General features: G+C 49.3%; 18 protein-coding genes. 2 read left to right on the top strand and 16 right to left on the bottom strand.

Annotation, left to right across the window (positions count from 1 at the left end; genetic code table 11):
* The first annotated feature begins 299 nt into the window (after positions 1 to 299).
* Positions 300 to 851, top strand: a complete 552-nt coding sequence (locus LG211_RS14710) for a DUF3793 family protein (RefSeq protein ID WP_148397034.1) — start codon at positions 300 to 302, stop codon at positions 849 to 851.
* Positions 852 to 1,336: 485 nt separating this feature from the next.
* Here LG211_RS14710 and LG211_RS14715 read toward each other — a convergent pair whose 3' ends face one another.
* Positions 1,337 to 2,143: an undecaprenyl-diphosphate phosphatase gene (locus LG211_RS14715; protein WP_148397035.1), complete on the bottom strand. Its 807-nt coding sequence runs from the start codon at positions 2,141 to 2,143 to the stop codon at positions 1,337 to 1,339.
* Between the two features lie 17 nt (positions 2,144 to 2,160).
* Positions 2,161 to 3,333 (bottom strand): phosphoribosylaminoimidazolecarboxamide formyltransferase, encoded by a 1,173-nt coding sequence (locus LG211_RS14720; RefSeq protein WP_148397036.1) that lies wholly within the window; start codon positions 3,331 to 3,333, stop codon positions 2,161 to 2,163.
* A 160-nt stretch (positions 3,334 to 3,493) separates the two neighbouring features.
* Between LG211_RS14720 and trhA the strand changes: the two genes are divergently transcribed.
* Positions 3,494 to 4,123, top strand: a complete 630-nt coding sequence (trhA, locus tag LG211_RS14725; RefSeq protein ID WP_148397037.1) for a PAQR family membrane homeostasis protein TrhA — start codon at positions 3,494 to 3,496, stop codon at positions 4,121 to 4,123.
* Here the strand turns inward: trhA and LG211_RS14730 are convergent.
* The 14 genes from LG211_RS14730 to eutH form a co-directional block, all read right to left on the bottom strand.
* Positions 4,112 to 4,363 carry a hypothetical protein gene (locus tag LG211_RS14730; protein WP_269477883.1) on the bottom strand — a complete coding sequence of 84 codons (252 nt, stop codon included), beginning with the start codon at positions 4,361 to 4,363 and terminating at the stop codon, positions 4,112 to 4,114. The genes trhA and LG211_RS14730 overlap by 12 nt on opposite strands.
* A gap of 190 nt (positions 4,364 to 4,553) precedes the next feature.
* A complete protein-coding gene (locus LG211_RS14735) occupies positions 4,554 to 5,147 on the bottom strand; it encodes a recombinase family protein (protein ID WP_253020791.1) in 594 nt (197 codons plus the stop codon).
* A 345-nt stretch (positions 5,148 to 5,492) separates the two neighbouring features.
* Positions 5,493 to 6,692 carry an ATP-binding protein gene (locus LG211_RS14740; protein WP_269477884.1) on the bottom strand — a complete coding sequence of 400 codons (1,200 nt, stop codon included), beginning with the start codon at positions 6,690 to 6,692 and terminating at the stop codon, positions 5,493 to 5,495.
* A 345-nt stretch (positions 6,693 to 7,037) separates the two neighbouring features.
* A complete protein-coding gene (locus LG211_RS14745; RefSeq protein WP_148397041.1) occupies positions 7,038 to 7,652 on the bottom strand; it encodes a cytidylate kinase-like family protein in 615 nt (204 codons plus the stop codon).
* 30 nt (positions 7,653 to 7,682) lie between these two features.
* Positions 7,683 to 8,975: a phosphoribosylamine--glycine ligase gene (gene purD, locus LG211_RS14750; protein ID WP_269477885.1), complete on the bottom strand. Its 1,293-nt coding sequence runs from the start codon at positions 8,973 to 8,975 to the stop codon at positions 7,683 to 7,685.
* Positions 8,976 to 8,990: 15 nt separating this feature from the next.
* Complete coding sequence (gene purH / locus LG211_RS14755) at positions 8,991 to 10,526, bottom strand: bifunctional phosphoribosylaminoimidazolecarboxamide formyltransferase/IMP cyclohydrolase (protein ID WP_269477886.1); 1,536 nt, start codon at positions 10,524 to 10,526, stop codon at positions 8,991 to 8,993.
* A gap of 5 nt (positions 10,527 to 10,531) precedes the next feature.
* The gene (locus LG211_RS14760; protein WP_148397044.1) at positions 10,532 to 11,950 is read right to left on the bottom strand and encodes an amidophosphoribosyltransferase; all 1,419 of its coding nucleotides are present in this window, start codon (positions 11,948 to 11,950) and stop codon (positions 10,532 to 10,534) included.
* Entirely contained in the window at positions 11,938 to 12,531 is a 594-nt protein-coding gene (gene purN, locus LG211_RS14765; RefSeq protein WP_148397045.1) for a phosphoribosylglycinamide formyltransferase, read from the bottom strand. Before purN ends, LG211_RS14760 begins: the two co-directional genes overlap by 13 nt.
* The gene (gene purM, locus LG211_RS14770) at positions 12,532 to 13,581 is read right to left on the bottom strand and encodes a phosphoribosylformylglycinamidine cyclo-ligase (protein ID WP_148397046.1); all 1,050 of its coding nucleotides are present in this window, start codon (positions 13,579 to 13,581) and stop codon (positions 12,532 to 12,534) included.
* Positions 13,560 to 15,020 carry an amidophosphoribosyltransferase gene (gene purF, locus LG211_RS14775; protein ID WP_148397047.1) on the bottom strand — a complete coding sequence of 487 codons (1,461 nt, stop codon included), beginning with the start codon at positions 15,018 to 15,020 and terminating at the stop codon, positions 13,560 to 13,562. The genes purM and purF overlap by 22 nt, the downstream gene beginning before the upstream one ends.
* Positions 15,021 to 15,039: 19 nt before the next feature.
* Entirely contained in the window at positions 15,040 to 15,744 is a 705-nt protein-coding gene (gene purC / locus LG211_RS14780) for a phosphoribosylaminoimidazolesuccinocarboxamide synthase (RefSeq protein WP_148397048.1), read from the bottom strand.
* Between the two features lie 15 nt (positions 15,745 to 15,759).
* A complete protein-coding gene (purE, locus tag LG211_RS14785) occupies positions 15,760 to 16,272 on the bottom strand; it encodes a 5-(carboxyamino)imidazole ribonucleotide mutase (protein ID WP_269477887.1) in 513 nt (170 codons plus the stop codon).
* A 31-nt stretch (positions 16,273 to 16,303) separates the two neighbouring features.
* Complete coding sequence (locus LG211_RS14790) at positions 16,304 to 20,029, bottom strand: phosphoribosylformylglycinamidine synthase (RefSeq protein ID WP_269477888.1); 3,726 nt, start codon at positions 20,027 to 20,029, stop codon at positions 16,304 to 16,306.
* Between the two features lie 298 nt (positions 20,030 to 20,327).
* Positions 20,328 to 21,467, bottom strand: a complete 1,140-nt coding sequence (gene eutH, locus LG211_RS14795) for an ethanolamine utilization protein EutH (protein ID WP_465250804.1) — start codon at positions 21,465 to 21,467, stop codon at positions 20,328 to 20,330.
* Positions 21,468 to 21,907: the final 440 nt, after the last annotated feature.

Raw genomic sequence — 21,907 nt, forward strand, 5'->3', positions numbered from 1 at the left:
AGCTGCAAATGAGCAGCAGCGGTGTTTGCAGCATGCCAGCCGTACCTGGGCACGCTCGGGCATGTCCATTCGTGAGGCGGACCGCCGTAGTTATTAGAATATCATGGTTTAGTGGTGTCCGTCAATCAAGGCTAAAATCTTTTTCAAAAAAGTGTTGACAGACCTGAAAGATTCCTGTATACTCTTGGTTAGTTAAAGCTAACCACCTGTTGAACAAGTCGCTTATGGAATTTGCTAGGTTCCATATTTTTTACCCTATTTGGTTAGCATAAACTAACTTTCAGGATCAGGAGGAACTCATGTTAGATAAGCATCTGGTTGCACATTGCTCGCCAACCTTAGCGGGACTGAAAAGTGCCAATATATTTAATTACTCTTTCAAATCAATAAAACTTTTAGAGCAGCAGCTAGCGCTTCTCCGCGCCGATCTTCGTCCAAAAGGCGTATCCCTCCGTGTGCTGCGCAGATCAGGAAAACGTGCCCTGATCTATGTGTACCGCAGCGCCAGGGTCCAGAAAGAATTACAAAGACGGGGTGTTTTGGACTTCCTTTCAAACTATGGCTACGAAACGGACCGGCTCGAACATTGTTTGCAATATCTCAGTGTGCGCATATCTTCTCACCTGGAATTTCCTCACGAGATCGGTCTGTTTCTGGGCTACCCTCTCGACGACGTTAAAGGATTCATCGACAACAAGGGCAGAAACAGCCGCTGCTGCGGCTGCTGGAAGGTTTATTGCAACGAATGTGAAGCGGAAAAACTTTTTGCCCGATTTGAAAAGTGCAGGTCCATATATTGGAATTTATTTAACCGCGGCAAGTCGGTCGTTCAGCTGACCGTAGCCGCATAAAAACTTGGTGCATCACTGGCGTTAAGCCGGTTTTGTAAATACATAAGTCATAAATGAAATCATGTAAGCGTCTGCGTCGCAGGCGCTTGTCTCCTTTTTTGGGCGGCAGCTCCTTGCCGCTCTCCAAAACAAAAATGTTCGCAAATCCTATTCGAAACCGGCCTTTTTGCAGGCAATGTCCATATAAAATGGCGTAAAATCACTCTGTTGTCTGCTTCAATTTGGTTGTTATATGCGGCTAACCGCATATAAATTGCCAGCACTCGCATCTATGCAGCAAACAAATGGATTTCCTCCACTTCGCTTGCTGAAAAAACAGCAAAACGACCTGTTTTTCTATGGACTTTGCCTCTAAATCAGGCCATTTCGAACAGAAATCAGTAAAAAAAGTTTTTTGGCCTGCCTGGCCGACCCGGCAGGATCCGGCTTCCGTACAACACAGGATGCTCCGATGTTCAAGGCCCGGCACTTCTTCACACCGTCTCTTACAAAAAGATTTTAACCCCAAAATACCCCAGCACGATCACGCCTAAAACAATCCGGTACCATCCGAAAACTTTAAAATCATGTTTCTTAATATAACTCATCAAGAATTTGATGGCAGCCATGGAAACGAGAAACGCCACCACCATGCCGTTGAGCAAAAGCATGGATTCCTCGCCGGTAAAGTGCATCCCGAATTTCACCAGCTTGAGAAGGCTGGCACCGAACATAACCGGAATCGCCAAAAAAAAGGTGAATTCCGCCGCTGCTGTCCGGCTGACGCCGATCAGAAGTCCCCCCAGGATGGTGGCGCCGGACCTGGACGTGCCGGGGAAAACGGCCGCGATCAGCTGGAACACCCCGATAATCAATGCTTGTTTGTAAGTCAGATCATCGATGCTGTTCACCTTGGGGACAGCACTTTTATTGCGGTTTTCGATGACAATAAACAGGATGCCGAAAAGGATCAGCATGATGGCGACCGTCTGATAATTATAAAACCATGCGTTGAGCACGTCGTCCAAAAGCAGTCCCACTACAGCCGCCGGCACGCAAGCGACGATAATCTTCACCCACATGATCCAGGTCTTTTTGCTGGTGGGGATCAGCCTCCGCCAATAAATGACAACCACGGCCAGGATCGCCCCCAGCTGTATGACAACCAGAAACATTTCCAGAAACTCCGGCGTTACCTTCATTTTGATAAATTCATCCACCAGGATCATGTGGCCGGTACTGCTGATGGGCAGCCACTCGGTTATGCCTTCCACAATCCCCAGGACAATCGCTTTTATGATTTCAATCTCCATTTCCCTTCCCCTTCCGATTAATGATGAAACAGTCTCAGCCCTGTGAAGGCCATTGTAATTCCGTATTTATTGCAGGTCTCGATGACATGATCGTCCCGCACTGATCCGCCAGCCTGGGCAATATATGAAACTCCGCTCTTATGGGCCCGCTCGATGTTGTCGCCGAAGGGGAAGAAGGCATCCGATCCCAGCGATACGCCGTCCAGCTTTTCCAGCCACGCTTTTCTCTCTTCCCTGGTCAGCACGTCCGGTTTTTCAGTGAAAAACTGCTGCCATGTCCCGTCCCGCAAGACGTCGTCATAGTCGTCGGAAATATACACGTCGATGGTGTTATCCCGATCAGCTCTTCGGATCCCTTCTTTAAAGGGAAGGGCCATAACTTTTGGATGCTGGCGCAGGAACCAGGTGTCAGCCTTGTTGCCCGCAAGTCTGGTGCAGTGTATGCGGGACTGCTGTCCGGCGCCGATGCCGATGGCCTGGCCGTCTTTTACATAACAAACCGAATTGGACTGGGTATATTTGAGGGTGATCAGCGCGATCAAAAGATCCCGCTTTGCTTCTTGGGGAAGTTCTTTGTTATCGGTGGGAATCTGCTCCAAGAGAGCCTCCGTGATGGGTGCATTGTTTCTGCCTTGTTCAAAGGTGATGCCGAACACCTCCTTGGTTTCCTGCTGGTGCGGGGTGTAGTCCGGATCGATCTGGATCACCAAATAGCTGCCCTTTCGTTTGCTTTTTAAGATTTCCAGCGCTTTTTCAGAATAGGACGGAGCAATGATGCCGTCGGAAACTTCCCGTTTTAAGAATTCCGCGGTCTGCTCGTCGCATTCATCCGACAAGGCCACAAAATCACCGTAAGATGACATGCGGTCTGCGCCTCTGGCTCTTATGTAGGCGGTGGCCACATCAGAAAGCTTTGCGCCTTCAACAAAATAAATCTTTTTTAAGGTCTCGGAAAGCGGCGTACAGACCGCTGCTCCTGCCGGGCTGACATGTTTGAAGGATGCAGCTGCCGCCATTCCGGTCGCCTGCTTTAACTCCTTTACCAGCTGCCAGCTGTTGAAGGCATCCAAAAGGTTGATATATCCGGGACGTCCGTTTAAAATGGTAATGGGAAGTTCGCCTTCCTTCGTATAGATTTTTGCTGGTTTTTGATTGGGATTGCATCCGTATTTTAATTCCAGTTCTTTCACGTTCTATTCTCCTCTCAGCGCTGCGCGCATGGTTTGTAACACTCTAAGGAATATATTAGCGGATATAGTCTCCATTGTCAAAAATATTGATTGCTTTTTTATTTATAATCTGTCATACTTTAATAAATGATATCTAAAATTATATTAGGAGATATTTATTATGATTACACGTATTTTCAATCCACGAGATTACTGGAGCTTCTGGACCCACTTCATCGGCGCGGTCCTGGCCGTTTTTTCCGCGTTTTTGCTCATGTTTTTCCACACCAGTGAACATTCATGGTCCTTTCTCGTTTTCGCATTGTCGCTGATCGCCCTTTATTCCTGCAGCAGCATCTATCATTATGTCCGCGGGCCTGAAAGCCGGGTTCAGAGGCTGCGCAAGCTGGATCATTCGATGATTTATGTCCTCATCGCCGGAACCTATACTCCGGTACTGGCCAATTGTATGGATGCGGACAAAGGACGCATATGGTTGATTGCTGTCTGGGGCGTGGCCATTGTTGGGATTATTCTCAAGGTCTGCTGGCTCAACGGACCCCGCTGGCTGTACACTTCGCTCTACCTGATTATGGGCTGGGCCATCGTTTTTCAGATTGGTTCTCTTACCGTATCGACAGACTTTGTTTACTGGCTGGCCGCAGGAGGGATCCTCTACTCGGTCGGCGCTGTCATGTACATAGTAAAAAAACCGAACATCTTTGCGACATTCGGCTTTCATGAAATCTTTCATATATTTATTCTGTTAGGCTCTTTATGCCATTTTCTTGCAATCTTTTTATATGTCTGAATGCTCCTTACAATAATTTGATAAAAATGTCCGTATCTCAGCCTCTGTGCCCAACATACACTTCTCGCTGCTGATATAAGATGCTGCGTCTTTCCAGCTCTGGAGGGAGTAAAGGTTATAGGGTATGGTCTCGATGACTATGCCGATCTCGGGTAGCTTGCAGGGCTGGTGCAAGTCAGACAGAAACATGCATCCGGTTTTGTTTGCGATTTCTTCCAACAATATGTCGCTGTCTTCCATGATAACCATCACCTCCTGCATTTGCCTGGTCAGAAAATCAGACAAATTTCGCCAGCCGTGATATACTTTTTTTAGTAGGTTTTTCCCTCGATTTATGACGATTTTACTCTATGTACCATATAAAGCAAGGTGGTTAAAAAAGTCTACTTTTTTCGCCAGGTATGTCGGATGCTATCACGAAGGTTTATGTCTACAGCCAGTCTTTGGTCCATTTGAAAAAAGTGTTATGGGTCACATTCAGACGCCTCGCCGCTTCCCTGCCGCTGATTTTCCCGGATCTCCACATTTCGCATAAAAAAAAGAAATCCTCTGGGATTTGTTTTTGCGGCCTGCCGAAGCGGACTCCCCGAGCCTTAGCTGCCGCAATGCCTTCGTTCTGCCTCTGGCGTATATTCTCCCGTTCCGTCTGCGCAACATAGCTGAGCAGCTGCAGCACGATATCTGCGATCAGTGTTCCCGTCAAGTCCTTGGTCCCCTGTGTATTGAGCAGCGGCATGTCCAGCACCGCCACGTTCACCTGTTTTTCCTTGGTCAGAATCCGCCATTGTTCCAAAATCTCCTCATAATTGCGCCCCAGCCGGTCAATGGATTTTATCGCCAGCACATCTCCCGGCTTTAATTTCCGCAAAAGCCGTTTGTATTGGGGCCGGTTAAAATCCTTGCCGCTCTGCTTGTCCAAATAAATATGGGCGTCCGGAACAGCAAATTCCTTTAGTGCGATCATCTGCCGATCTTCGTTTTGTTCCCGCGTAGATACTCTCGCGTACCCGTAAACTTGGTTCATAATCTCACAGCTCTCCTTTCCTTTTTTTCGTTAGTATGTCCAACTCAATACCGAATCACACATGCGGTAAAAGCAGTAATCATCCGCCGAAGGCAGCGGATACCTCCAGCTAGTATGACATTTTGACTAATTAGGGAAAATTTTATTAGAAGGTTTCATTTTTTTCGCAAAGTTATGGGTTTGCGAGACCTGATATTGAGAAGAAGCAGGTTTTGATGCTTGCAGCTAAGTTTGATAGGGAGCAATCGTTGAAAATTGCGTAAAAATCAAAATTTATTTTAATTATTTTCCGGAAAAGCGATGCCGTCTGAAATTCAACATATGCGCTTTAGTTTACCATAATCTTCAATAGTCCTTCTTCAGCAGAAAGTCTGCTAAATGCATAATTTTGACACCATTTACATTGCCTGCGGCCAGTTCGTCAAGTGTTACGATATACTTCGGGTAATGGTCTTTGATTTCAAGAAGATTGGCAAGCTCTCTGTCAGATTCCTCCGGCAGTCTGCGGCACACCTGAACATAAATTCGTTCGTCACGCCGTATCGCCACAAAATCAATTTCTTTGGTTTCGTTTTTTCCGATATAAACTTGGTATCCTTTTCGGCGCAATTCAAAGTACACGATGTTTTCAAGCATCGCTGCAATGGACTTGGGATTGAATCCCATTATGCAGTATTTAAGAGAAGCATCGGCAAGATAGAATTTTTCCTGCGTTTTTAATACCGATTTTCCTTGTAGATCATAGCGTGAGCAACGGTAGATTACAAAAGCTTTTTCTAACCATTGAAGATAATTATACACGGCTTCGACGGAGAGCGCGCGTCCCTCTCTTTTCAGGAATTTCACGATAGCATTGGCTGAAAAAGTTTTGCCTACATTTTCAACAATATACTTTACAACCCGGTTGAATAAATCAAAGTTGGTTATGTTATGCCGCCTGGTGATATCATTTGTAATCACAGAATTGTAGATTCCCTCCACAATCTGATATGCGGATTGTTCGTCAAAGCTGCTGCGAGCGACAATGGGAAAACCGCCCATACGGATATATTCATTCAAAAGTTCTTTCACGGAAAGGCCACTTGACTTTTTGAAATCCAGATATTCGGCAAAAGACAGCGTAAACACCGGAATCGAAATGTATCTGCCTGTTAAATAGGTCGATATTTCACTTGACAGCAATTTTGAGTTTGAGCCAGTCACATAAATATCGGTATTTGCATTTTCAAGCAGGCTGTTGACCGCTTTTTCCCACCCGTCAATTTCCTGCACCTCGTCCAGCAGAAGATAGTACCGGCTGTCATCAACCATTTTTTCTTTGATACTGTTATGCATATCCTTATCTGTCATACCATCGTCAAAATCTTCCGAGGTATAGCGCATACTGATAATATGATCTGCTGGAATGCCGCTGCTTTGCAGATCATCCCGCAGCATTTCGAAAATCGTGGATTTGCCGCAGCGCCGAACTCCCGCCAGTATTTTGACAAGCGGCACATCCCGATATGTTTTCAGCATGTCCATATAGTTTGATCGGATAATCATAATATTGACCCCCTTAATTCTTAGACAGCGGCAATCAACCTACTCCATCTTTATTATGATTATATCCAAAAACTTTGTAAAAATAAACAGTTTTTACGTTAAATTCAAAAAAACTTGGCAAAGAATTTAAGTTTTAATTTTATTCTACATTTAACACAAATAAATATACCAGTACATTCAGTAGCGCTCCCACAATAGACAATATGATCGGAACAATGGCAGCATTTTGATAAAACGGAAAATATAAAAAACGTGTGCATGACGGAATAAAATATGACCATGCGCGAGCGTTTCAACTCTTGCATGGTCATTTTCGCTTTACACCGCTTGAAGATTGATTTGCCGCTATCGATCCAGTTTAAGTTCCAGATAGTCTTTAATAATCTTCACGATATTTTCTATAGAAATGTAGCCGCTGTCAATGCACAAATTGTAGTTTACCGGGTCTCCCCATTTGCGGCCGGTATGATAATTATAGTAATTGGCACGGGCCTTATCCGTGTCGTTCATGATTTTTTTAACATCCTTTTCGGGCACTCCGTACTCTTCTACAGCCCGTTTGATCTTATCCTCTGCCTCCGCGTAGATAAAGATGTTGGTTGCACCTTGAATACCTCGAAGAACATAATCGGCACATCTTCCGACAATAACGCAGGAGCCCTCATCTGCAATCTTGCGGATAGTATCAAACTGAGCCAAGAAAAAGCGTTCATTCAGAGACAAGCTGTCCGGCCCGGAGTCTCCCGTTCCGAAAGCAGAGGACAGGCTGTAAAAGAAACTGTTTTTCGCTTTCATCTCCGCCTCTTCCATCATCTCTCTGGAAAAGCCGCTCTCTTCGGCAATTCTTGAAAGGAGTTCTTTATCATAATAGGGAATCCCTAAATCGTCAGCCAAACGTCTTCCGATCAATCTGCCCCCGCTTCCAAACTCACGGCTGATGGTTATAATTTGCTTTTTCATAACGTTGCCTCCCTTGATTTATTTTTTCTATTATAACAGATTTGAGTTGATTATTCCAATATCATTTCTGTACTGCATTCCATCAAAGGAGATTCGTTTTACATTATCAAAAGCTTTTTCCCTGGCCTGCTCATGGGTATCACCTATGGCAGTGACGCCCAAGACTCTGCCGCCGGAAGTCACCACCGCGCTGCGGCAGGACTGTTCATCACAGATATGTTCGGAAGCCGTTCCTGCATGAAATACAACCACGTCACTATCCACTTTTTCCAGTCCCGTAATTTCCTTTCCTTTTTCGTAGCTTCCCGGATAACCTCCGGAAGCCAGAACAACGCAGACTGCTTTCTTATCGCTCCACGTTATCTCTACGTCGGCCAGCCGGTTTTCCGTCACAGCCAGGAAGATGTCCAGCAGATCGCTGTCCAGTCTGGCCAGAACCGACTGAGCCTCTGGATCGCCGAAACGATTGTTGAATTCAATCACCTTGGGGCCGTCCTTGGAGATCATCAGACCGATGAACAGCACGCCTTTAAAATCAAGCCCGTCCGACTGAAAGCCTTTGAGGGTTGGAATCAGAATCTCCTCACGAATCTGCTCTTCCAGCGCATTATCAAACACCAGACTTGGAGAATAGGTTCCCATTCCACCCGTATTAGGTCCCTGATCACCGTCGTAAATCCGTTTGTAATCCTGAGCTGACTCCATGGGGACGATGGTATGTTCATCAACAAAGCACAGCATGGAAGCTTCCACACCGGTCAGAAATTCTTCTACCACCACTTTATCACCGGCGCTGCCGAAAACCCGGTCGCCCATCATCTCTTCAATGGCTTTTTTCGCATCTTCTTCGTTTTCCGCAATCACAACACCTTTGCCAGCAGCCAGACCGTCGGCTTTCAAAACCATCGGGTAGCCGAACAAGCCTGCCGCCTCTAAAAGCTCCTGCTTGTCTGTGAATTCTTTATATCCGGCCGTGGGAATCTGGTGCCGCTCCAAAAAGCTTTTGGTAAAGGCCTTGCTGGCTTCCAACTGGGAGCATTTTTTGTTGGGGCCAAAGGCGGTGATTCCGGTTTTCTCCAGTTCGTCCACAATCCCCATTGCCAGCGGAACTTCCGGTCCGATTACGGCCAGGTCCACCTGATTTTCTTTGGCAAAGGCGCATATGCCTTCTATATCTTCAGCCTTAATAGGCACGCATTCTGCGTCCAGGGCAATGCCCGCGTTGCCGGGGGCACAATAAATTTTATCAACTTTCGGGCTTTGGGCCAGCTTCCACACAATAGCGTGTTCTCTGCCGCCTCCGCCCACTACCAGTACTCTCATATTCCTCTCCTGCAATTAATGTTTGAAATGACGGACTCCGCAAAATACCATGGCGATTCCCAGCTCATTGGCTTTATCGATGGATTCCTGATCCCGCATGGAGCCGCCCGGCTGAATAATGGCTGTGATCCCGGCTTTTGCTGCTGCGGTTACACAGTCATCAAAGGGGAAGAAGGCATCCGATGCCAGCACTGCGCCCTGCAGCGGAGCGTTCGCCTGACGAATGGCATTCTCCACCGCCCAAATGCGGTTCACCTGGCCAGGCCCGATACCGAGGGTGGCCTGGTCTTTGGCAATGACGATGCCGTTGGATTTGATATGCTTCACCACTTTCATGGCCAGCCGCATGTCCTCCATTTCCTTATCCGTCGGAATACGGTCGGTCACAACCTTTAATTCCGCTTCATCAAAGAGCACATCGTCGGTTCCCTGCACCAGGAGGCCGCCGCTGACTTTCTTAATATCGATCTCTCCTGCAGGACCTTTCTTGTCGATGCCCTCCAGCTTGAGCAGACGGATGTTCTTTTTCTGGGTCAGAACAGTCATCGCTTCCTCAGTAAAGTCCGGGGCAATGACAATCTCGATAAAGATTTTATTGATTTCCTCAGCCGTCGGCCCGTCGATGGCCCGATTGGCTGCTACGATGCCTCCGAAGATGGAGGTCGGATCGCACGCATATGCTTTTTTATAAGCGCTCAAAATATCAAATCCTGTTCCAACGCCGCACGGGTTGGCGTGTTTTACGGCTACCACCGTAGGCTCTGTGAACTCTTTCAGCGCTGCCAGTGCTCCGTTGGTGTCATTGATATTATTGAAGGAAAGCTCTTTTCCGTGGAGCTGCTGCGCCATAACCAGACTGCCTTCAGCCGGCTTGATCTCTTTATAATAAGAAGCCTTCTGATGGGGGTTTTCTCCGTAACGAAGCTCCTGGACTTTTTCAAAAGTCAGAGTCAGGTTATCCGGCAGCTCACCGTCGATCTCCTTTCTCAGATAGTCGGAAATCATGGCGTCATAGGCAGCCGTATGCTGGAACACCTTCAGCGCCAGCCTGTATTTGGTATCGTAGGAAACCGCCTTGTTTTCTTTCAGCTCTTCGATTACTTTTGCATAGTCGCCAGGGTCGCAGACAACCACCACATCCTTGTGGTTTTTCGCCGCCGAACGGAGCATGGTCGGTCCGCCGATGTCGATATTTTCAATGGCTTCCGGAAGCGTTACCCCCGGCTTTAAAATCGTTTCCTTGAAAGGATATAAATTGATGGCCACGATATCGATGGTTTCAATGTTCAAATCAGCCAGCTGCTTCATATGCTCCGGCTTATCACGCATGGCCAGAATTCCCCCGTGCACGGCAGGGTGAAGGGTTTTGACTCTTCCATCCAGACATTCGGGAAATCCGGTGACTTCCGAAATGCCCATGACCTTCACGCCATTATCGGAGAGCCGCTTGTGGGTCCCCCCGGTGGAAATAATTTCAACGCCCAGCTGTTCAAGTTCCTGTGCGAATTCTACAATTCCGCTTTTATCTGAAACACTCAGTAATGCTCTCATTTTTCCTATTCCTTTCCATTCCAACAGTAAGTACAAAGGTTGCAGCTGTCCACGCCGATGGCCTCAATGGTATCCTCCAGGTTCTGAAATTTCAGGCTGTCGAATTTCAGCCGTTTGCGAATCTCCTCGACCATGGCCTCGTGCTTATCCGTATTGCTGTCCGCGTACTCTGCCAAAAGTTCCTCTGAAATCTCGTCGCCTTTGATGCCTTCCAAATCCCGGATAACGCGTCTGGTGATCAGTTCCAGATCGCTGACGGACCGGGAGAAATTGAGAAACTTACAGCCGTACATGATCGGCGGGCAGGCGGACCTGACATGAATTTCTTTGGCCCCGTTATCAATCAGATAAGAAACGGTTTCGGAAAGCTGCGTTCCCCGGACGATGGAGTCGTCAACCAACACGAACTTTTTGTCGCGAATAATCTGGAATACAGGTACCAGCTTCATTTTGGCGATCAAGTTACGCGCCTTCTGGTTCTGGGGCATAAAGCTGCGGGGCCAGGTGGGCGTGTACTTAATCAGGGGTCTGGCATAGGGAACCCGTGATTGGTTGGCGTAGCCTAAGGCATGAGCAATGCCGCTGTCGGGAACGCCGGCAACATAATCCACATCCAGATCGCCGTCCCTCTGAGCCAGCAGTTCGCCGTTGCGGTTTCTCATCAGCTCTACATTCCTGCCTTCGTAAATAGATGTGGTGTATCCGAAATAGGTCCACATGAATGCGCAGATCCGCATTCCCTCCTGGGGCTCGCTGACGGTCTTTTCGCTATCCGCTGTCAGAAAGGCGATTTCCGCCGGTCCCAGCTCCCTCTGGTATTTGTATCCCACATTGATAAAGGCAAAGGATTCGGATGCGGCGGAGTAAGCTCCGTCCTTTTTGCCGATGATCAGCGGCGTTCTTCCGTATTTATCTCTTGCCGCGTAAAGGCCCTCTTTGGTCAAAATCAGCATGGTCAGGGAGCCGTCGATCTTTGCCTGGGCGATACGGATTCCATCGACGATATCTCGTCCGGTGGAAACCAGGGCTGCTACCAGCTCCGTATTATTAATCGTACCGCCGCTCATGGACATAAATTGAGTCGGCCGATCCTTCAGCAGTTCTTTTACAATGGCCTCTTTGTTATTAATACGCCCAACTGTGGTAATGGCATAGTCGCCCTGTCTGCTGCAGACGGTCAGCGGCTGTGGATCGCCATCGCTGATAGCGCCGATGCCCATATTCCCCTTCATCTCTTCGATATCGCTCTCAAATTTGCTTCGAAACGGTGAGTTCTGTATATTATGAATGGAGCGGTTAAACCCGTCCTCTTGCAGGACGCACATGCCGCCGTTCTTTGTTCCTAAGTGAGAGTGGTAATCTGTCCCGAAAAACAGGTCCATCACGCAGTCCTGTTTGGAAACAAACCCAATTACTCCGCCCATTTCTTGCCTCCTTCTTTTTCTGGCAGTTCTGCCATAACTTTCTTAATTCCTTCCGCTAAAATTACATGTTCCGTTTTTAAAACTCTCGCAGCCAGGGTATCCGCCGTGTCGCCGGGCTCGACGGGGACTTCTCTTTGCAAAATGATCTCTCCCGTGTCCACTCCTTCGTCCACAAAATGTACGGTAGCGCCGGAAACCTTCTCTTTGCCGTCGATGACAGCCTGATGCACACGCTTGCCATAAAAACCCTTGCCGCAGTATTTTGGGATCAGGGACGGATGGATGTTGACGATCCGTTTTCGGTAAGCGTCGATCACCGCCGGCTCCAGCACCTTCATATAACCGGCCAGCACGATCAGGTCGGTGTTTTCGGAAGCAAGCTCTGAAAGCAGCCGTCCAGTTTCCTTGACCACTTTTCCCTTGATTCCGGCTTTGGCCGCCCGCTCCAGGGCGTAGGCGTCTTCTCTGCTGGCAATCACCTGAACGATCCTGGCCCCTTCCAGTTCGCCGGCCTGAATTTTATCGATGAGGGCCTGCAGATTGGTGCCTCCGCCGGAAACCAGTACGGAAATATTGACCATCTATTTGTCCTCCAATATTACTTGATCGTCATCGGTTTTAACCACCTGGCCGATGATGTCCGCAGTCTCGCCCGCTGCGCGCAGCGCCTTTACTACTGCATCGGCGTCCTTAGCATCTACGATCATCATCATTCCTACGCCCATGTTGAAGGTGGAAAACATTTCGATCTTGTCGATGTTGCCGCACTTCTTGATATATGGGAAAATCGGCGGTACCTCCCATGTACCAATCTTGATTTTAGCCGCCAGTCCTTCTGGCAGAATCCTGGGAATGTTTTCGAAAAAACCGCCGCCAGTAATGTGGACAATTCCTTTGACATCGAATTTGGGAATGACCGCATTGCAAGCGGCCGCATAGATCTTGGTGGGAGTCAGCAGCGCTTCTCCCAGGCTCATGCCCAGTTCTTCCACGTGGTCCTTAACATCCATGCCCATCTTGTCAAAGAATACTTTTCTCACCAGAGAATAGCCATTGCTGTGGATTCCGCTGGAAGCGATGCCGACGATCACATTTCCTTCATCCACCTTTTTGCCGGTAATGATCTTTTCTTTATCTGCCATGCCGACGGAAAATCCCGCCATATCGTATTCCCCTTCTCCGTAAAAATCGGGCATCTCCGCGGTTTCTCCGCCCACCAGAGCGCTGCCGGCCTGTCTGCAGCCTTCGGCAATGCCCTTGACAATATCGGCAATTTTCTCTGCCTTCACTTTTCCTGTGGCAATATAGTCCAGGAAAAAGAGGGGTTTGGCTCCCTGGCACAGCACATCGTTGACGCACATAGCCACACAGTCGATTCCCACGGTGTCATGCTTGTCCATTAAGAAAGCGATCTTCAGCTTGGTTCCCACCCCATCGGTACCGGATACCAGGACCGGCTGTTTCATCGTGGCCACATCGATCTGAAAAAGGCTGCCGAAGCTGCCCAGACCTGTGAGCACATTCTCATTAAAGGTCTGTTTTACATGATCTTTCATCAGGGATACTGCACGCTCGCCTTCTTTTGTATCTACACCTGCATCCTTGTAGGTCAGTTTTTTCCTATCATCCATGGTTCATCCTCCCGTTCCATGTCCAGTTCCGGCAGCTCCATGGGATAATCACCCGTAAAGCAGGCCGTACACGTTTTATCATTGCCCATTCCAATGGCTTTCAGCATGCCTTCCACACTGAGGTAGCCCAGCGAATCCGCTCCGATCATCTCGCGGATTTCGTCGACAGAATGGGCTGCTGCAACTAGTTTACTTTTGTCCGGGGTATCGATTCCAAAAAAGCATGGGTCTGTAACCGGAGGGGACGCCACCCGCAAGTGGACCTCTCTGGCCCCTGCGTCTTTCAACATTTGAACAATCTTGCCGCTGGTCGTGCCCCGCACCACCGAATCGTCCACCATGATAATCCGCTTTCCTTCCACATTGCCCTTGAGCACATTCAGCTTGAGTTTTACCGACAGCTCCCGCATCCGCTGATCCGGCTGAATGAAGGTCCTGCCCACATAGCGGTTCTTAATCAGCCCTTCACCGTAAGGAATTCCCGATTCCTCCGCATAGCCGATCGCCGCCACTGTCCCCGAGTCGGGAACGGATATGACCATGTCCGCGGCTGCCGGGCATTCTCTTGCCAGAATCCTTCCGCATTCGCTGCGTGCCGTATATACGCCGACTCCGTCCAGCTTGCTGTCCGGTCTTGAGAAATAAACATACTCAAACGCGCATGAAGCCCGTCTTTTCTTTTGGGTATAGTCTAAGGATTTCAGCTCCCCATCTTCAATTACGATCATTTCTCCCGGCTCCACATCCCGAAGGAACTCTGCTCCCATCACTGGAAAAACACAGCTTTCCGATGCGAGGACAAAGCCTTCATCATTTCTTCCGATACAGAGCGGACGAATCCCGCCGGGATCCCGTACGCCGATCAGTTTGCCGCCCACGGTAATCACCAGCGCATAAGCGCCCCGGATCACGTCCAGGGTTTTGGTAATGGCCTCTTCAATGGTGTGCTGGTTCACATGCTTGGCAATGAGGGCCGCGATCACTTCTGAATCAATACCGGTCTGAAAAATGACGCCGTTTTCCTGCATCTGTCTGCGCAGGATATGGGCGTTCACCAAATTTCCGTTATGGGCCAGCGCGATGGCTCCGCCACGGTAATAGACTACCAGTGGCATGGCGTTGACAGCGTGGCTTTCCCCCGCCGTTGAATAGCGCACATGGCCGATGGCAATATCCCCCTGGAGCCGGCCGATGATCTCGTCATTAAAGACCTCCTGAACAAGGCCCATATCCTTATAGTACTGGATTTTCCCGTCCTTGTTGGAAGCGATGCCCGCACTCTCCTGTCCCCTGTGCTGGAGAGCGTGCAGTCCGAAATAGACGCCGCGGGCAATGTCTTGTTTCCCCGGAGCATATACGCCTACAACGCCGCATGCGTCATGAAATTTTTCATCTTCTGCGGCCCGGCCCCATCCATATTCAATTTTACCTTCTCTCATTCCTAATCCCCCTGTATTTTTATTTTTGTACCCTCTTCAGCACTTCCTGGTAGGTTTCTTCCACATTGCCCAGGTCTCTTCTGAAACGGTCTTTGTCCATTTTTTCGTTGGTTTTCACATCCCACAGTCTGCAAGTGTCCGGTGAAACTTCGTCGGCCAGAATCACGTCTCCGTCAAAGAGTCCGAATTCGATCTTAAAGTCGATGAGCTTCAGTCCCTTGTCCAGGAAGAATTCTTTCAGTGTTTCGTTGACAATGGTCGTATATTTTTTAATGGTTTCGATCTGTTCTTCCGTCGCCAGTCCCAGGGCAAGGGCATGGGATTCGCACATGAGTGGATCGCCCAGATCGTCGTTTTTATAGGAAAATTCAAAGGTCGGCTTGTCGAATACGATTCCTTCTTCCACACCGTATCTCTTAGCAAAGGATCCTGCGGAAACGTTTCTGGTGATTACTTCCAGAGGCAGAATTTTTACTGCTTTTACTACGGTTTCCCGTTCGCTGAGCTGCTCGACGAAATGGGTGGGAACCCCCTTCTGTTCCAGCAGCTGGAACATGATATTGCTCATCACGTTATTTACTGCGCCTTTACCTGCGATCTGGCCTTTCTTTTCGCCGTTGAAGGCAGTGGCATCGTCTTTGTAGTCTACGATGTACAAGTTGGGGTCGTCAGTTTTGAATACTTTCTTTGCTTTTCCTTCATAGAGCTGTTCTAATTTTTGCATCGGTCTTTCCTCCCTTTATTTATCTGAAATAATGACTTTCTGTTCCGGCGGCGCATTAAATTCCTGGTCCAGCTTAATGATATCTTCTTCCATCTTCTTTTTGTAATCTTTGATGGCCTGTCTCAGCTCAGGATACTTGGTGCTGAGGATCTGCACTGCCAGCAATCCTGCGTTTTCCGCTCCGTCAACAGCCACTGTGGCAACGGGAACGCCTTTGGGCATCTGTACCACGGAAAGCAGGGAATCCAGTCCGTCCAGAGTGCTGGATTTCATTGGAATTCCGATCACGGGCAGCGGTGTTGTCGCCGCCAGCACGCCCGCCAGATGGGCGGCCTTTCCAGCCGCTGCGATGATGACTTCAAAGCCCTTTTCTTCCGCGGTTGCGGCGAACTCCTCGGCCACTCTCGGCGTCCTGTGAGCCGAAATGATCCTTGTTTCTGTTTCCACATTGAAATGTTTTAAAATATCTTCTGCTTTTTGTACTACTGGGTAGTCTGATTTGCTTCCCATAATAATTGCAACTTTCACCTTTGTTACCTCCTGCTTTATCTTTTATCCATTATTTGAAATAGTTTACGCCTGATTCAAAGATCTTCTGATCTTTTGCTCCGTCTACGTTTTTATAAACAAACGGTCCGATTCGCTCTGAGTGTCCCATCTTGCCCAGTACTCTGCCGTCCGGGGAAGTGATTCCCTCGATGGCCATGTTGGAGAAGTTGGGGTTAAAGGCGATATCCATGGACGGGTTTCCGTCAAAGTCCACATACTGGGTGGCGACCTGTCCGCCGGCGATCATGGCCCGGAGGGTTTCCTCCCCGGCGATAAATCTTCCTTCTCCGTGGGATACGGGAATGGTGTGAATGTCGCCCACTTCCGCTCCCGCCAGCCAGGGCGATTTGACGGAAGCCACTCTGGTACGCACCAGGCAGGATTCATGCCGTCCGATCTTATTGTAGGTCAGGGTCGGGCTGTTTTCATCCGGATCGACGATTTTTCCCTGAGGTACCAGTCCCAGCTTGATCAGCGCCTGGAAACCGTTGCAGATTCCCAGCATCAAGCCGTCTCTGTTCTCCAGCAGATCGGTAACCGCCTCCTTGATCCGCGGATTGCGGAACACGGCGGTGATGAATTTGGCCGAGCCGTCGGGCTCGTCGCCGCCGCTGAAGCCGCCCGGGATCATGATGATATGGCTTTCTTTAATCTTGCGCTCCAATTCCTGGATGGAGTCGATCAGCTGGCTCTGGGTCATATTGCGGATGATGTGGATATCCGCCTGGGCGCCTGCCCGCTCAAAGGCTCGCTTGGAATCCATTTCGCAGTTGGTTCCCGGGAAGGCTGGAATCAATACGCGGGGCTTGGCGATCTTGATGGCCGGAGCCTTGGTATTGCGCTCTGTCCAGGAAAGTGTCTCCACGGTTTCCTGGCCGTTATCTTTTGTTCTAACCGGGAAAATGCTTTCCAGCGGCTGTTCCCACTCTTTGATAATATCATCCAGATTCATGGAAATACCCTTCATTTCAATTCGAGGCTCTTCCATAGTTTTTCCAATTTCTTCGTATCTTACGCCTGCCAAAAGGTCATCCAGCTGCTCGCCGGCATCCAGCTCCAGAACCAGTCCGCCGTAATCGAGGCCAGTGTTTTCCGTATCCGGAGCCGATACGCCGATCTTATTTCCTACGGCCATCTTGACCAGACTCATGAACAGGCCGCCTTCGCCGATGGCGGAAGCTGCCAGCACTTTGCCTGCCGCGGTCAGGCTTCTCACTTTATCCATGGTCTTGCGATACGCTTCAAAATCCAGGATTCCTTCCTCATCCTTAACAGACGGCAGATAAACCAGTCTGCTTCCGGCTTTTTTAAGCTCGGTGGATACCACCTGCTCTGCGTCCAGAACTGCTACGGCAAAGGAAACCAGCGTCGGCGGAACATTGATGTCCATAAAGGTTCCCGACATGCTGTCCTTGCCGCCGATGGACGGGATGGACAGTTCCTTCTGCACCCGCAGCGCGCCCAAAAGGGCGGCCATTGGTTTGCCCCAGCGTTTGGGGTCTTGTCCCAGCTTTTCGAAGTATTCCTGGAAGGTCAAACGGATCGTCTTATAATCCGCTCCCATGGCAACCATCTTGGTTACGGAGTCGATCACCGCGTACATGGCCCCGTGGAATGGGCTGGCCTTGGCGATCTTAGGGTTGAAACCGTAGGTCATGAGGGTGGCGGTGGTGGTCTCGCCTTCTGTTACCGGCAGCTTGGCCGCCATGCCCTGCGCCGGTGAAAGCTGATATTTTCCGCCCAGCGGCATCAGCACGGTCGAAGCTCCGATGGTGCTGTCAAACCGCTCGATCAGACCCTTCTTGCTGCAGCAGTTCAGGTCCTTCAGCGCTTCTTCCGGTGAAAGGGTCTGGGTCAGCTGCTTGATGTCAAAGCCGCCTTTGACTTCTACGGCTGCTTTCTGTTTTGCGCCGTTGGTGTCCAGGAAGGCTCTGGAAAGGTTGAGAATGCACTTGTCTCTCCAGTACATTCTTACGCGGCCTTCGTCCGTTACTCTGGCTACGGTTGTCGCTTCCAGGTTTTCTTCATGGGCGTAGGCGATAAATTCTTCTTCTTTTTCCTTTTCAATGACAACGGCCATTCGTTCCTGTGATTCGGAAATGGCCAGCTCGGTTCCATCCAGTCCTTCATATTTTTTCGGCACCAGATCCAAGTTGATGTCCAGTCCCTCGGCCAGTTCGCCGATGGCCACCGATACGCCTCCGGCACCGAAATCGTTGCAGCGCTTGATCAATGTGGCAACTTCTTTTCTGCGGAACATTCTCTGGATGTTTCGTTCTACCGGCGGATTTCCTTTTTGTACTTCCGCTCCGCATTCGAGAATAGATTCTTCCGTATGCTCTTTGGATGAGCCGGTGGCCCCGCCGCAGCCGTCTCTTCCTGTGCGGCCGCCCACGAGGACGATCACATCGCCCGGCTGAGGAACTTTACGAATGACGTGGTCCGCCGGAGCTGCGCCGATGACAGCTCCGATTTCCATCCGCTTTGCCGCATAATCTTCATCATATAGTTCATCCACAAGGCCGGTAGCAAGTCCGATTTGGTTTCCGTAAGAGCTATAGCCGGAAGCCGCGCCCTGGGTGATCTTTCTCTGCGGCAGTTTTCCCGGAATCGTTTCTGACACCGGTCGTCTGGGATCGGCCGCGCCGGTTACACGCATAGCCTGGTAAACATAGACTCTGCCTGAAAGCGGGTCGCGGATGGCGCCGCCCAGACATGTGGCCGCGCCGCCGAAGGGTTCGATTTCCGTCGGATGGTTATGGGTTTCATTTTTAAACATGACCAGCCAGTCTTCTTCCTTGCCATTGATCTTCGCCTTTGCTTTGATGCTGCAGGCGTTGATCTCTTCCGATTCGTCCAGGTCGTGGAGAATTCCCTGTTTTTTCAGATATTTGGTCCCCATGCATGCCATGTCCATGAGGCAAATGTCCTTATCACGATCGCCGTAGACTTCACTGCGCATGCCCATGTATTCTTCAAAGACCTTTTTGACCATGGTTCCATATGGTCCCTCGTCAAATTGGATGTCCGTCAGGCTTGTGTTGAAGGTGGTGTGTCTGCAGTGATCCGACCAATAGGTATCGATAACCTTCAGTTCGGTAATGGACGGGTCCCGCTTTTCTTCGTTTTTGAAATATTCCTGAATCGCTCGCAGGTCGTCCGGGCTCATGGCGAATTCCATTTCCCTGCGGAACTGTTCCAGGGCTTCTTCGTCCTTATTTATAAATCCTTCGATGATTTTCACATCCTCCGGCACCACGGTTTCCATATCCAGTGTTTCCGGTTTGGCGTTATCAGCGATCTGAGAATCCACCGGATTGACGCAATAGTTTTCAATTTCTTTCAGCTGCTGCGGCGGCACATTGCCCTCCAGCACGATCACTCTTGCGAACTTGACAACAGCGTCTGCTTCAGCGTTGATCAGTTTGATGCACTGCGCCGCTGAATCCGCCCTCTGGTCATACTGCCCCGGCAGGTATTCAACGGAAAAAAAAGTAGCAGAACTCAGCTCCTCCGGCATCTGCTCGTCGTAAGCAGTGTCAATGGCTGGTTCTGCAAACACTGTATATCTGGTTCTCTGGTAGGTAGCATCGTCTATACCGTCCACATCATAGCGGTTTAAAATCCGGATGCCAGTCAGTCCTTCTATGTGGAGGTTCTGCTGAATATCCTCCAGCATGCTGCGCGCCTCTACGTCAAAGCCCTTCTTCTTCTCTACATATATTCTTCTTACCATGTTTTCGCCCTTTCCGTACATTTTTCGTATCACAGGCAAATATTGTTCGCCTTTTTGTAAGTTTTCGCTTAGTTTACGGAATAATTTTAGCATCTTTAGGGGATTTGTTCAATGAAGAATGGGCGAAAAAAAGAAGTTTTTTTGAAGTATAGCGAACATTCTTGTCTACATCAAACCGTATCGTTCGTAATTTTACGTTTCCATGCGATTTGCTGATTTTTTCGAATTTTCTGAGTCAGACGCCAGCGGACAGCAGTGTCGAGATGTTCCGCCGCTGGGGCCAATCGTCACCTTCGGACTAGGCCCGGTTAAGAAAGAAGGCCAATGCTGCTGCCGTCACGCCTGCTGTCAGTTTGCCCGCCAATAGGGGTACGATCATATTGGGGCTGTAGCCGGCAGTAAATCCCAGGTGATCGCCCAGGGCAAAGGCCCCGGAAACAGCGAAGGCCACATTCATCACCTTTCCTCTGGTATCCATCTCTTTCAGCATGTTAAACATGGGTATGCTGTTGGCCATACTGACCAGAAAACCAGCAGCGGCAGCCTTGTTGATTCCCAGATGCCTTCCGGCTTTAATCAGGGGCTTTTGGAAAAGGCGGGTGATTAAATGTACCAGGGGAAAGGCTCCCGCCAGCAAGATGGCGATGTTCCCAATAATTAAGAACACCTGTGAAAGGGGCGTCATCCCTTCAAACACCTCAAAACCGGTGAGCTGGGCTGTCAAACCCAGCGCAAGGCCGATGATGCTGACGGTGACGATGAGTCTGCCGAGCCAGATAAAAGCCGTAATCAAAATACGCTCCCATTTCCACATGCCAAAAGCGATAGCTAGAGAAATGACAGCGATGGGAATGGTATTTATTCCTACCATTTCTATGGGAAATCCCGCTGTCAGTCCGCCGACTAAGACGCCCAGGGGGATTGTTATTAAGCCGGTCAGGATTCCCTTTGCAAGAATATTCCGATCATCTTTATGGACGATACCCAAAGCAACGGGTATGGTAAAGACGATGGTGGCACCCAGCATGGCGCCGGTTATAATGCCTCCCAGCGCGGCTGCCTGGGCATCAGCCGTCATCTCTGCCGCAAGGGGCGCTCCGCCCATATCGATGGCAAAGAAAATTCCGGCAAACATGGCCGGATCAGCGCCGATCTTCTGAAAAATTGGAACGATCACCGGGCTCAGATATCTGGCGAGAACCGGCGTCAGTACCAGCAGTCCTGCCATAGATATGGTAAGGGGTCCCATGGCCATGATTCCTTCCTCAAATTTTTCTCCCAGCCCGAACCGGCTGCCGAAAATGCGGTCCGCCGCGCCCAGCAGCGCAAAAAAGACCATGATATATAGAATGATCTGGTTAATGTCGATTGTTGTCCCCTCCTTAGTTCTTTGTGTCTTGCGGCAGCGCCGGATTGGTACGGCTTCGCCCAGGGTGATTTCGAATTGGAACAGCTTCGCCGGGGGCGATGTCGAAAATTGTCCAATGAAACAATTGGTTCAACAATGTATTATTGTTTTCATCGATAGTTGAGCTAACTCTTAATTTCCGCCTTGGACAGCGCCACATTCAACGGATAAATATTATACCCTGCTAGACGCATCGATGCAAGATTAAGTGTTTTTTACGCTGTGGGGAATAGGCGTCCAATGAAGCTGGTATCTGCGCTCTGCCGAGGCCAAAACGAGTATTCGGAAATTTTTAAATGATTTTTGTGATTTTTACGCAAAGTTGCGGGGTTGCGGGCCTCATGTTGGGGAAAGAAGGGTTTGGTTGCATGCTAACTGATTTGAGGCGGCTCAATCGTTGGAAAATGAGTAAAATTCAAAAAATATTTTTGTTTTTTTCCGGCTTCAGAAAGGTATTTGACATTCCAGCT

Origin of the sequence: Hominibacterium faecale (assembly GCF_020734085.1) — a bacterium.
GTDB lineage: Bacteria > Bacillota > Clostridia > Peptostreptococcales > Anaerovoracaceae > Hominibacterium > Hominibacterium faecale.